General features: G+C 66.2%; 10 protein-coding genes. 6 read left to right on the top strand and 4 right to left on the bottom strand.

The genetic code is table 11. The features are described from left to right. Positions 1-117: 117 nt before the first annotated feature. The gene (locus XM1_RS24110; protein WP_156428720.1) at positions 118-261 is read left to right on the top strand and encodes a hypothetical protein; all 144 of its coding nucleotides are present in this window, start codon (positions 118-120) and stop codon (positions 259-261) included. Positions 262-271: 10 nt separating this feature from the next. On the opposite strand, the gene XM1_RS12500 is transcribed toward XM1_RS24110, so the two are convergent. Further along, on the bottom strand, positions 272-682 hold the full coding sequence (locus tag XM1_RS12500) for a PAS domain-containing protein (RefSeq protein ID WP_068433879.1): 411 nt from the start codon (positions 680-682) through the stop codon (positions 272-274). Positions 683-942: 260 nt separating this feature from the next. Between XM1_RS12500 and nifJ the strand changes: the two genes are divergently transcribed. The 4 genes from nifJ to panE all read left to right on the top strand — a co-directional run bounded on the left by nifJ (position 943) and on the right by panE (position 7,634). Continuing rightward, a complete protein-coding gene (gene nifJ, locus XM1_RS12495) occupies positions 943-4,545 on the top strand; it encodes a pyruvate:ferredoxin (flavodoxin) oxidoreductase (RefSeq protein WP_156428719.1) in 3,603 nt (1,200 codons plus the stop codon). Positions 4,546-4,870: 325 nt separating this feature from the next. Continuing rightward, the gene (locus tag XM1_RS12490; protein WP_068433874.1) at positions 4,871-5,467 is read left to right on the top strand and encodes an NADPH-dependent FMN reductase; all 597 of its coding nucleotides are present in this window, start codon (positions 4,871-4,873) and stop codon (positions 5,465-5,467) included. Positions 5,468-5,523: 56 nt separating this feature from the next. Then, complete coding sequence (locus XM1_RS12485) at positions 5,524-6,627, top strand: FUSC family protein (RefSeq protein WP_068437768.1); 1,104 nt, start codon at positions 5,524-5,526, stop codon at positions 6,625-6,627. Positions 6,628-6,713: 86 nt separating this feature from the next. Beyond that, a complete protein-coding gene (panE, locus tag XM1_RS12480) occupies positions 6,714-7,634 on the top strand; it encodes a 2-dehydropantoate 2-reductase (protein ID WP_068433872.1) in 921 nt (306 codons plus the stop codon). Positions 7,635-7,640: 6 nt separating this feature from the next. On the opposite strand, the gene dctP is transcribed toward panE, so the two are convergent. From dctP to XM1_RS12465, 3 genes are all read right to left on the bottom strand, one after another. Then, the gene (gene dctP / locus XM1_RS12475) at positions 7,641-8,684 is read right to left on the bottom strand and encodes a TRAP transporter substrate-binding protein DctP (protein WP_068433870.1); all 1,044 of its coding nucleotides are present in this window, start codon (positions 8,682-8,684) and stop codon (positions 7,641-7,643) included. 2 nt (positions 8,685-8,686) lie between these two features. Further along, positions 8,687-10,837, bottom strand: a complete 2,151-nt coding sequence (locus tag XM1_RS12470; RefSeq protein WP_156428718.1) for an adenylate/guanylate cyclase domain-containing protein — start codon at positions 10,835-10,837, stop codon at positions 8,687-8,689. A 116-nt stretch (positions 10,838-10,953) separates the two neighbouring features. Further along, positions 10,954-11,619 (bottom strand): hypothetical protein, encoded by a 666-nt coding sequence (locus XM1_RS12465; RefSeq protein WP_068433866.1) that lies wholly within the window; start codon positions 11,617-11,619, stop codon positions 10,954-10,956. 89 nt (positions 11,620-11,708) lie between these two features. Here XM1_RS12465 and murA point away from each other — a divergent pair, with 89 nt between their 5' ends. Next, a complete protein-coding gene (murA, locus tag XM1_RS12460) occupies positions 11,709-13,007 on the top strand; it encodes a UDP-N-acetylglucosamine 1-carboxyvinyltransferase (protein ID WP_068433864.1) in 1,299 nt (432 codons plus the stop codon). Positions 13,008-13,047: the final 40 nt, after the last annotated feature.

The raw sequence follows: 13,047 nt of genomic DNA, 5'->3' as shown, positions 1-13,047 counted from the left end.
CGACTGGTATGACCATTGCGCCGCCGACATGGGCCCCCTGCATTTACGGGCCTGGAATCCGGCAGGCAATCGGCGATACAGTCCATTGTGCGCTGCAGCATAAAAGGAGCCGCCGCCGTGCTTGAGGAATGGATTCGCAATGTTCCCCTGACCTTGGTCGAGCGCATCGTCGCCGACCGCAAGGCACAGGGAACCCCCATCTGGTCGCTGGCCAGCATCGAATTGATGCGCCGGACCCAGGAGACCTGCAAGGCCGCCTAGGCGGCCCTGCCTACATGTCGATCACGTGGAGCATGAACTCCATCGGGTAGAACATGCCGACCAGGCCGGCGGCCACCCCGGCCTTGTCGTGAAAGACCGACTTGAAGAACACGCCGCGCCGGGTCAGCCCGTCGCCGTACTTCACCGACGAGGCGTAGCACTGGGTGCCGCCCGTCTCCATCAGCTTGATGTCCGCCTCATGATAGACCTGGGCCAGATTGGACGGCGCGATCTCGAAGACGGTCTTGCCCACCACCTCGTCGTGGCCGTATCCCAGCATCTGGCAGAAATGGCTGTTGCAGCCGAGATAGCGCCCCTCCCGATCCTTGAAGAAGATGGGATGGGGAATGACGTCCATCAGCGCCGCCACTAGGTCGGTATCTGTCAAAATATGCCAGGGCGGCTGGGTTATCCCGGACATCGAACCCTCTGAGCAACAAATCTTTCGCTCATTTCTAGCACCGGCGGCCCGACGCCGGAAGCCCCCGGGGCAAGTCTGCATAGGAGAGCCCCCGGCCGAACAACTTTATTACTTTTTTGAGCGGCGATTCGTAAGGGACTTGCGGACCCTCGAGACCGCCGTCTATTCTTCCGAGCCTTTCGGAAACGGGGCGCGGCGGTGATTCGCGCCCGTTTTCCAAGGCCCAAAACGGGCAAATGAACTTAGAGAGTGGGAAAGACATGGCAGACAGGGCTTTGATCACGGTCGACGGCAACGAGGCGTGCGCCTCGGTGGCTTACCGGGTCAGCGAGGTGGCGGCGATCTATCCGATCACGCCGTCTTCCACCATGGGCGAGCTGGCCGACCAGTGGGCCTCGGAAGGGCGCAAGAACATCTGGGGCGTGGTCCCGGACGTGGCCGAGATGCAGCACGAGGGCGGCGCCGCCGGCGCGGTCCACGGCGCGCTGCAGGCGGGCTCGCTGGCCACCACCTTCACGGCCAGCCAGGGCCTGCTGCTGATGATCCCCAACATGTACAAGATCGCCGGCGAATTGACGAGCTTCTGCATGCATGTCACGGCCCGCACAGTGGCCACCCACGGCCTGTCCATCTTCGGCGACCATTCCGACGTCATGGCCTGCCGCCAGACCGGCTTCGGCCTGCTGGCCTCGGGCTCGGGCCAGGAAGCCCACGACATGGCGGCCATCGCCCATTCGGCGACCTTAAAGGCCCGGGTGCCGTTCCTGCACTTCTTCGACGGCTTCCGCACCTCGCACGAGGTCACCAAGATCGAGGAGCTGAACGACGAGGACCTGCTGGCCCTGCTGGATGCCGATTCCATCGCGGCGCACCGCGCCCGGGCGCTGTCCCCCGACCATCCGACCCTGCGCGGCACGGCGCAGAACCCGGACACCTTCTTCCAGATGCAGGAGGCCCGCAATCCCTGGTACGAGGCCTGCCCCGGCATCGTGCAGCAGGAGATGGACCGCTATGCCAAGCTGACGGGCCGCGCCTACAAACTGTTCGACTATTTCGGCCATCCCGAGGCCGAGCGCGTAGTCATCATCATGGGCTCGGGCGCCGAGACCGTGCATGAGACGGTCACCGCGCTCGCCGCCAAGGGCGAGAAGGTGGGCGTGCTGAAGGTCCGCCTCTATCGCCCCTTCTCCATCGACGCCTTCGTCTCCGCCCTGCCGACCAGCGTGCGCGCCATCGCCGTGCTGGACCGCTGCAAGGAGCCGGGCGCCATCGCCGAGCCGCTCTATCTCGACATCCTGGCCGCCCTGGCCGAAGCCAAGGCGACGGGCAACCGCGCCACCGCCGCCGACCCGGTGGTGATCGGCGGCCGCTATGGCCTGGCGTCGAAGGAATTCACCCCTGGCATGGCCAAGGCAGTGTTCGACGAACTGGCGCGGTCCAAGCCGAAGCGCCGCTTCACCGTGGGCATCACCGACGACGTCACCCACCTGTCGCTGGAGCCCGATTCCTCGTTCAAGCTGGTCCAGCCCAAGGTCAAGAGCGCGGTGTTCTTCGGCCTGGGCGCCGACGGCACGGTGGGCGCCAACAAGAACTCCATCAAGATCATCGCCGAGAACGCCGGCTTCCAGGGCCAGGGCTATTTCGTCTATGACTCGAAGAAGTCGGGCGCCATCACCATCTCGCACCTGCGCTTTTCCCCCGAGCCCATCCAGTCGGCCTATCTGCTGGATTCGGGCGACGCCGACTTCGTGGCCTGCCACCACTTCGTCTTCCTGGACAAGTACGAGGTGCTGCGCTACGCCGCCAAGGGCGCCACGTTCCTGCTGAACTCGCCCCACCCCGCCGACGAGGTGTGGACCCACCTGCCGCGCGAGGTGCAGCAGGAGATCATCGACAAGCAGATCAAGGTGCACGTGATCGATGCCCGCAAGGTGGCGCTGGCCACCGGCATGGGCAACCGCATCAACACCATCATGCAGACCTGCTTCTTCGCTCTCTCGGGCGTGCTGCCCAGAGATGAGGCCATCGGCCACATCAAGAAGGCCATCGAGAAGACCTACGGCCGCAAGTCGGAAAAGCTGGTCGCCAAGAACTTCGAGGCGGTGGACGAGACGCTCCACCACATGCACGAGGTCAAGATCCCGGCCGAAGCCACCTCCAACCGCTCGCTGCCGCCCATCGTGCCCGAGGATTCGCCCGACTTCGTCAAGCGCGTCTCGGCCCTGATGCTGGCCAATCACGGCGACAAGCTGCCCGTCTCCGCCTTCCCGGTGGACGGCGTGTGGCCCACCGGCACGGCGCGCTTCGAGCGCCGCAACATCGCCGCCGAAATCCCGGTGTGGGATGAGGGCCCCTGCATCCAGTGCAACAAGTGCGCCCTGGTCTGCCCGCATGCCGCCATCCGCGCCAAGGTGGCCAGCCCGGCCGACATGGAAGCCGCCCCGGCCTCGTTCAAGCGCATGGATTACCGCGGCAACGAGTTCAAGGGCGACGCCTACATCATCCAGGTGGCGCCCGAGGACTGCACCGGCTGCACGCTGTGCGTCAAGGTCTGCCCCGGCAAGGACAAGAAGGACCCCAACCGCCTGGCGCTGCGCATGGAGGCCAAGGACCCGATCCTGGAGACCGAGAAGGCCAACTGGGCGTTCTTCGTCGACCTGCCGGAAGTGAACAAGGAAAAGCTGGGCACGCCCACGGTGAAGACCGCCCAGTTGCTCCAGCCGCTGTTCGAGTTCTCCGGCGCCTGCCTGGGCTGCGGCGAGACCCCCTACATCAAGCTGATGACCCAGCTGTGGGGCGACCGTCTGATGATCGCCAACGCCACCGGCTGCTCGTCCATCTATGGCGGCAACCTGCCCACCACGCCCTACACCCAGAACGCCGACGGCCGCGGCCCCGCCTGGGCCAACTCGCTGTTCGAGGACAACGCCGAGTTCGGCTTCGGCTTCCGCCTGGCGGTGGACCAGCACAAGAACCAGGCCAAGCTGCTGCTGGCCGCGCTGACCGCCACCGGCCAGGTGCCGGAGAAGCTGGCCAACGAGATCGCCCTGGCGCCGCAAGGCTCCGAGGTGGAGATCGCCGTCCAGCGCAACCGCATCCTCGAGCTCAGGAAGGTGCTCTCCGGCCTGAAGTCGGCGGACGCCCGCCTGCTGGAGCAGGTGGCCGATTATCTGGTCGAGAAGGTGGTGTGGATCGTCGGCGGCGACGGCTGGGCCTACGACATCGGCTATGGCGGCCTGGACCACGTCTTCGCCTCGGGCAAGAACGTCAACATCCTGGTCATGGACACCGAGGTCTATTCCAACACCGGCGGCCAGCAATCCAAGGCGACCCCCATCGGCGCCTCGGCCAAGTTCGCCATCGCCGGCAAGACCCTGCCCAAGAAGGACCTGGGCATGATGGCCATGGCCTACGAGGACGTCTACGTCGCCAACGTGGCCTTCGGCTCCAAGGACGTGCAGACCATGCGCGCCTTCCAGGACGCCGTCAGCTATCCCGGCGTCTCGCTGATCGTCGCCTACTCCCACTGCATCGCCCACGGCTACGACCTGGCCCATGGCCTGGACCAGCAGAAGATGGCGGTGGAGGCCGGCTACTGGCCGCTCTACCGCTGGGACCCTCGCAAGATGGGCAGCGGCGAAAGCCCGCTGACGCTGGACAGCAAGGAGCCCAACGGCAAGCTGTACGACTTCATGAAGGGCGAGGCCCGCTTCCAGATGGTGGAACGCGCCGATCCCGAGCGGTACCGCAAGCTGGTCGACAGCGCCGAAAGCCAGCTGCGTCGCCGCTTCGCCATGCTGCGCCGCTTCGCCGGCCTGCCCGACGCGCCGCCCCCGGCCGGCGGCAAGGAGGCGGCGGAGTAGGAACGCCGACGGTCTTCCGGGTGGGAAATCGGGCTATCGCCCGACCCCATCCGGGGCATGCCCCGGCCCCCCTTTGATTTCATCGGGGGATGAGTGATGAGAGAGCCCCTCCTGGGAACGGGAGGGGCTTTTTCGTTGTTCCCGCGCGCATCGGGCGCATTCCGGCATAGAAGCTGATCCGCACGAGGCGAATTACAGGAGAAAGGTGCCAGCATCATTCCGCCTTCCGGTAGAGCGGAGATCGGACTATCCTGCCGTCAATCGAGGGGGTGTATCGGCCGTCTATCTCGGAAATATCGGGTATATTCATCCGGAGGAGGTCATCGTGAGCCAACACCAGATCGCCATCATCGTTGGCAGCCTGCGCAAGGACAGTTTCAACCGCAAGCTTGCCGATGCCATCGTGAAATTGGCGCCGCCGGAATTTTCATTCCAGCATACTCAGATCGGCGGTCTGCCGCTCTACAACCAGGATGACGACTTGACGCCAGTGCCAGCCGTCTCTCGGCTGAGGGCTGAAATTGCCGCCGCCCATGGGCTGCTGTTCGTGACGCCGGAATATAACCGCTCGATCCCCGGCGTGCTCAAAAATGCCCTCGACCATGGCTCGCGTCCCTACGGCAAAAGCGTTTGGGCGGGAAAACCTGCCGGGATCATGGGGTGTTCCCCCGGCGCCATCGGCACCTCCCTGGCACAGCAGCATTTACGCAATGTTCTCGCCTATCTGGACGTGCCGACACTCGGCCAACCCGAGGCGTTTATCCAGATAAAGGATGGGTTCTTTGACGCCGATGGCGCGATCGCCAATCCGGATACGAGAAAATTTCTGCAAGGATGGATGGACAAGTACGTGAGCTGGGTAGAAAACCTGCTGCGTGACAAGGACGGGGCGTATCTGCGGGCGCGCTTCGGCGGAAGCTGACACCCCACCCCAATGTCGGGCGAGCCGTCCGGTCGCCATGCTCTCCGGTGGTGGACATGCCTGTGCCGCAAGTTTGCAAAATGTTGGCGGCCATCCGGGTCTTCATCCGATCCGAACTGGCCCAATTGTTGACAGTCCATAAAAGCGACCGCCCGTGGCAGATGCCGTTCGCCGCGGCGATGTCGTCCGGCCTGCCAATTGCCGTCGGAGCCTATTTCGATCATATGAGCTATGGATTGATCTCGTCGCTAGGCGGGATCGTCTTCCTTTACCTGCCAGCAACGTCACTACACCATCGCATGATAACGTTGATGGCCTGCTCGTTCGGCTTGGCCGCATGCTACACCCTGGGCATGCTGAGCCAGCTCATCACGCCGCTGATGGTGCCGGTCCTGGCCTTCATCGCCGCTCTGGTCACCATGGTCTGCCGGTTCTACCAAATCGGACCGCCGGGCAGTCTTTTTTTCATCATGGCGGCAGCTATCGGAGCCTATTCACCGGTCGATCTCCTTCAGGTGCCCCAGCATGTCGGGTTGCTAACCATGGGCTGCCTGCTGGCCGGAGTGATCGCGCTGCTTTACAGCATGCACATCCTGCGCCTGCGGGCGCCGCAACCTGTCGCTCCGCCTCCCCCGGCCACCTTCGACTATGTCGTGTTCGAGCCCGTGGTCATCGGCGCCTTCGTTGGAATCTCGCTGGCCCTCGGCCAAGCGCTCAACTTGCCGCGCCCCTACTGGGTGCCGGTCAGCTGCCTGGCCGTAATCCAGGGCATGTCCCTGCGTGCGGTATGGAACAGACAGGTTCAGCGCGTCGCAGGAACCATCTTCGGCCTGCTGATATCCTGGGGATTGCTGGCCTTGCCCCTAGACCGGTGGTCGATCTTCATGATGATGACGTCGTTGGTTTTCGTTATCGAAACCATGGTCACTCGCCACTACGGCGTGGCCGTAATCTTCATCACGCCGTTGACGCTCTTCCTGGCGGAAGCCGCCAGCTTCGGTCACACCTCGTCTGCCGCTTTGATCCAGGCACGTTTCATCGACACCATTCTGGGCTGTCTAGTCGGCCTGGTGGGCGGCATCTGCCTTCATACTCCCCGCTTCCGGGATGTGGCCAGCCGCCAGATTCGCCGGCTGATACCGTCACGGATGTTGCCTTGAACGGCATTGAATCCAGGCCTTTCCCCTTGCCGCCCGCCGCCCCTCTCCATTAGCCTCGACGCCACTGGTAATACCGGAGGCGGATGATGCGGATTTTGGTTCTGGGCGCGGGGGCGACGGGGGGCTATTTCGGCGGGCGGCTGGCGGAGGCCGGGGCGGACGTGACCTTTCTGGTGCGGCCCAAGCGCGCCCGGTTGCTGGCCGAGAAGGGGCTGCGCATCCAAAGCCCGCATGGCGACGCCGCCTTCCCGGTCAAGACGGTGACCGCCGATACCCTGTCGGGCCACTGGGACATGGTGCTGCTGTCGTGCAAGGCCTATGACCTGGACGAATCCATCAAGGCCATCGCGCCGGCCGTCGGCCCCGAATCCGCCGTCCTGCCCATCCTGAACGGGCTGGCCCATTACGGCCCGCTGGACGCGGCCTTCGGGCCCGGACGGGTGATCGGCGGGCTGTGCCACATCTTCTCCACCTTGGGCGCGGATGGCGAGATCGTGCACATGAACAACATCAACCGCATCACCTTCGGCGAGCGGTCGGGCGGCACCTCGGCGCGGACCGAGGCGCTGGCCAAGGCCTTCGGCCCCGCCAAGTGCGAGACCCGCCATTCGCCCGAGATCATGCAGGAGGCCTGGGAGAAGTACGTGCTGCTCGCCCCGCTGGCCGGCATGACCTGCCTGATGCGCGCCAGCGTCGGCACCATCATGGCGACCGGAGACGGCGAGGCCATCATGCGGGAGATGTTTGAGGAATGCGCCGCCGTGGCGTCCCATGCCGGTCATGCCCCGCGCCCCGAGGCCCGCGATCTGGCGCTGGGCTTCCTGACCCAGAAGGGCTCGGCCATGACGGCGTCCATGATGCGCGACCTGGAGGCCGGCGGCCCCACCGAGGGCGAGCACATCGTCGGCGACATGCTCCGCCGGGCCCGCGCCGCCGGGCTAGCCGCCCCGCTGCTGCGCACCGCGCTCACCCATCTGCAGGCCTACGAGATCAGGCGGAAGGGATAGGGGGAGCTATTTCCCCGCCGGAGCGGCGGCCTTGAGGAACTCGCCCATCAGGGCGCGGCCCTCCTCGTCCAGGTCCGCCTGAACCTCGGCGATGATTACGGGCTGCACCACGCGGCGGAAGGCGTCCCTCTCCTCGGCGGACAGGCGGGTGACCGTCATGCGGCGGTAAAGGGCCGAGATTCCCCGCTCCGAGCCCTCGATCTCGGCCGCCAGCTTCCGGCCCGCCGCCAGGGCGGCATCGGCGGCCTGGCGCACCGCCTGCTGCTCGTCGGGCGCCAGGGCGTCGAAGGCCTTGCGATTGAACAGCCAGAGCGGCGGCGCGTACAGATGCTCGGTCAGGGTGACGTATTTCTGCACTTCGTCGAAACGCCCGGCCAGGATGGCCAGGGGCGTGTTCATCTGGCCGTCGGCCACCCCCGCCGACAGGGCCGGCAGCTCCTCGCGCGATGAAATGGGCACGGGCACGGCGCCCAGGCTGCGGATCATGGTCTCCTGGGACTTGAAGCCGGGAATGACGCGGAATTTCAGGCCGCGCATGTCCTCGGGCCGGTGGATCGGCCGCCGGGCATTGGTCAGCGCCGTCATGCCGCCGCTGTCGCCATAGCCCAGCACCATCATGCCGGTCCGCCGCTCGATCTCCTCGCCCAGCAGGCGGCCGAACGGGCCGTCGAAGGCCGCCTGGGCCGCTTCCTGCGAGGAAAACACGAAGGGAATCTGGGTCACGGCCAGGGGGGGATAGGCGGGAACCACTCCGCCGATTGTGACAAAGCCGGTCTGCACCACGTTGTCGGCGATCACGCGGGCGATCTCGCGGTTGCCGCCCAACTGCCCGGCGGGAAAGATGCCGACCTTGACGCGGCCCTCGGTCAGGCGCTCCACCTGCCGCTTGAACTCGGCGGCCATGGCGGCGGTGGGATTGGCCGAGGATTTCTGCGCCTGGGTATGGGCCAGGAAGATCTCGCGCGGCGGAGCGGGCTTGTCCCCCTCCCCGGCCCGGGCCGGCAGGGCCGCCAGCAGGACAAGGGCGACGATGGCGCTGAGCGGCCGCATGCTTATTTCCCCTCGAAATGCAGCACGCCGTCCCAGGCCTCGTCGGGCGGATCGGCGGCGTAGCGCTCGGCGAGGTCCAGGAAGAAGCGGGCGGGACCGTCCTCGCCCCGGGCGGCCAGATAGTCGCGGAACGCCGGGCACGCGGCGGACCAGTCGCGGGCGAAGAACAGCTTCATGGCCCGGTTCCAGTCGGCGCAGGCGGCCATCTGCTCCTCGGTGGCGGCGAGGGTGGAGCCCTCTTCCAGCGAGGCGACCAGTTCGAACACGGGCACCGGCAGGGTGACGCCGGCGGGGGCCACCACGCCCAGCGGCCGGAACACGAAGCGGTCGCGAACCTGCTTTTCCACCGCGCCGGTGACCAGCATGGACGTGCCGAACATCTTGTTGAGGCCTTCGATACGCGACGCCAGGTTCACCTCGGCGCCCAGGACGGTGTACTGCATGCGGTCGTTGCTGCCCACGTTGCCCACCACCGCCACGCCGGAATGCAGGCCGAAGCGGGTCGGCATGGGCGGAAAGCGGTTGGCGACCAGATCGCGGTTCAGCTCCTCGGACAGGACGCGGCAGGCGAGCACGGCGCGGCAGGCGTTGGCCACGTGGTCCTCGTCCAGGCTGGGCGCGTTCCAGAACGCCATGATGGCGTCGCCGATGAATTTGTCGATGGTCCCCCGGCTGCCGATGATCGCCGCCGACATCATCTCGAAATAGATGGACAGGCGATGGGCCACGTCCTCGGGCGCCATGAATTCCGAGGTCTGCGTGAAGCCCTGGAGATCGGTGAACAGGATGGTCAGCGGCCGGCGCTCGCCGTCAATGGTGGGAATTCCGGACGAGGCCATGATGGTCCGCACCAGATCCTTGGGCACATAGGCGGCGAAGCTGCGCATGGCGGTCTTCATCCGCTCGATGGCCGCCGCCAGGGCGTGGACCTCGATCACCGACGAGCGGACCACCGCAGTGCTGGAGAAATCCAGGGCCTCGATATGGCGGACCTCGCCGATCAGCGTCTCGATGGGCCGGGTCAGCAGGCGCGACGCCCAGGCGACCCCCGCCCCAGCCAGCACCAGGAAGGCCGTGCCGATAATCAGAATGATGATGCTGGCGCGGCGCAAGGGGGCGATGAACTCGCCCTCCTCGGCCACCACGCCGATGGTCCAATGCTTGCCGAATTCGTCGGGAAACGGACTGAACGACACCAGATAGGTATCGCGCTCGGGCCCCAGTTCCGCCTTGAACCGGCTGCCCAGATCCTTGCGCAGCCGGGCGGCGTCGGCCACCACCCGGTCGGCGATCTGGTCGATCCTGGCGATTTCCAGCCCCTTGTCGCCCCGGACCAGGGATTGCTCGGCATCGGGATAGCCCAGCAGGCGGTCGTCCTCGTCCAGGATGAAGATACGCCCCTTGGTTCCCACCGCCCGCTCGGCCAGGAAGCGCGACAAGGTGTCGGTCAGCAGATCGGCGGCGAACACGCCGATCAGCGCCCCGTCATCGGTCATCAGCCGCTGGGACAGGGTCAGCCCCGGCTTGCCGATGCTGCTGAACACGTGGATGCCGGACGTGGCGACGCCCTGCGTCCCGGCCGCCGATTTGTACCAGGGCCGGGTCCGGGGATCGTAGGCGACCTTGGGCGCCCGCTCGACACCGACCACGTTGCCCCAGCGGGTGATGTAGATCCAACTGTCGGTGGCCTCGCCCTCCACCGTGTCGATGATGCGCAGCGCGAACTTCGCCTCCGGCGGCGGCTTGCGGTCCAGCAGCCCCTTGCCGCCCGGCGGCGGCAGGCGGATCACCTCGTAGAAGGCGCCGTCCTTGGCGAAACCGAAGAACAGGGCGTAGAGGTCGGGAAAGGCCTCCAGCGTGTCGATCAGCGGACGCAGCGTCTCGACCCGGCGCAGCTTCTCGCCCTCCGCCTTGCCGAAGGCGGTGGACAGATCGACGACGCGGGCCATGGGAACCAGGAGGTTGCGCACCCCGGAGACCACGTCGCGGGTCGCCCCGTCCATGGCGTTCTGGGCAAGATCGGCGGCCAGATGCGAATTCTGGCGATAAAGCACCGTGGTCATCAGCGCCGTCAACGGCAGCATGATGCCGAGAAACATGGCGGCGATACCGACACGCAGCCGTATCCTGGGTCGCTTGGACCGCGTGCTCACACCATCCCCCGACAAATCCCTAAATTCCGCATGGACTATATCCAAGCCTATCCTTTTGGAATAGTTACGGATTGTGTCGGAGATGCGTCAATTCAGTGAACAGGTGAGCCCGACATTCAACAATCGGCATACCAGCGCGTGAAGAAGGTGTCGTCGCCTTCCTCGCGCACCCCCATGGTGGGAGCGCCGGTATCGTCGATCAGCCCCATTTCGTGCAGCCAGCGCACCACCTTGCGGAAATGGCCGACATTCTGGAGGTTGGAGCCGCCCTCCATCCAGTTCTGCTCGAGGAAGGCCAGCACCGCCGGCTGGCCCAGTTCGGCCTCCCACAGGATGCCGAGCAGCGAGCACAGCCCTTCCTCCACGTCGCGCTCGGGCAGGAACAGCGACTGCACCGCGTCGGCTTCAGCCTTGCGCCCGGTCTCGGGCCCGGCGCCCAGGCCGAAATCCAGCACCTTGCGGCGCTCGGGCGAGGACAGCTGGTAATGCCCCACCTCGTGGATCAGCACGCTGGGCTCCAGGTGAACCGCCACGCCTTCGCCATCCCAGGTGAAATGCTCCTGGGGACTCATCTCCAGGATCTTGAAGCCGAAGCGGCGGCACAGCTCCACCGCCCCCTTCCGGTGCTCGGGCTCGGTGGACAGCGTCAGAAGATCGCCGTCGGGCACCAAAGCGGTGACGCGGCGGAACACGGCAAGCGCCAGCGGGTCCTCGGCCAGGGCCGCCTCGAACTCGCTCTTCAGCCCGGCCAGGCCGGTATGGTCGATGGGTGTCAGAATCATGGGAGCGGTTTTAGTCGCGGACCTTGACCTTGGCAAGGGGGGGCGCTAAAGGGGGCCTTCAGATTCCCTCGCGCTCTCAAGGACCAAGCATGGACAGGATCCGCATCATCGGCGGGACGCCGCTCAAGGGCACCATCACCATCGGTGGCGCCAAGAACGCCGCGCTGGCGCTGATGCCCGCCTGCCTGCTGACCGAGGAAACCCTGGCGCTGTCCAACCTGCCCCATCTGGTGGACATCACCACCATGGCCAATTTGCTGGCCCAGCACGGGGTGATGATGGCGCTGAACGGCAACGCCTCCAACGGCGGCCATACCGGACGCGTCCTCGAGCTGACCGCGGCGACCATCGGCAACACCACCGCGCCCTACGATCTGGTGCGCAAGATGCGCGCCAGCGTGCTGGTGCTGGGCCCGCTGCTGGCCCGCTGCGGCGAGGCCCGCGTCAGCTTGCCCGGCGGCTGCGCCATCGGCACCCGGCCGGTGGACCTGCACCTGAAGGCCCTGGAGCAGATGGGCGCCAAGATCGAGCTGGACGGCGGCTACATCGTCGCGTCGGTGGAGGGCCGCCTCAAGGGCGCCCACATCATCTTCCCGCAGGTCACCGTGGGCGGCACCGAGAACATCCTGATGGCCGCCACCCTGGCCGAGGGCGAGACGGTGATCGCCAACGCGGCGCGCGAGCCCGAGATCACCGACCTGGCCGAATGCCTGGTGGCCATGGGCGCCAAGATCGACGGCATCGGCACCGGCACTCTCAAGGTCCAGGGCGTCGAGCGCCTGCACGGCGCGGAGTATTCAGTGGTTCCCGACCGCATCGAGACCGGCACCTACGCCGTGGCCGCCGCCATCACAAGGGGCGACATCGAGCTGGTGGGCGCCCGCTTCGACCTGATGGAATCGGTCAACAAGGTGCTGACCGAATGCGGCGTCCACGTGGAGGAGACGCCGCGCGGCATGCGGGTGCGCGCCGACCAGGGCGAGATCACCGGCGTCGACATCATGACCGAGCCCTATCCCGGCTTCCCCACCGACATGCAGGCCCAGCTGATGGCGCTGATGTCCACCGCCAAGGGCGCCTCGATGATCACCGAGACCATCTTCGAGAACCGCTTCATGCACGTTCCCGAGATGACCCGCATGGGCGCGCGCATCAACGTCCACGGCTCGTCTGCCATCGTGCGCGGCGCGCCCAAGCTGTCGGGCGCCCAGGTGATGGCCACCGATTTGCGCGCCTCGGTATCGCTGGTCCTGGCCGCGCTGGCCGCCGAGGGCGAGACCATCGTCAACCGCGTCTACCACCTGGATCGCGGCTACGAGCGGGTCGAGGAAAAGCTGGCCGCCTGCGGCGCCAAGATCGAGCGCCTCAAGGACGGCGTGGCGGAGTAATTCGGAGCGCGGGCGTCCCGCCCGCTTTCTTGGGGTGCGG

The organism is Magnetospirillum sp. XM-1, assembly GCF_001511835.1.
In the GTDB taxonomy this organism is placed as follows: Bacteria; Pseudomonadota; Alphaproteobacteria; order Rhodospirillales; family Magnetospirillaceae; genus Phaeospirillum.
Note: the sequence above shows the minus strand (reverse complement) of the source record. Positions and strands in the feature narration are given on the sequence as shown.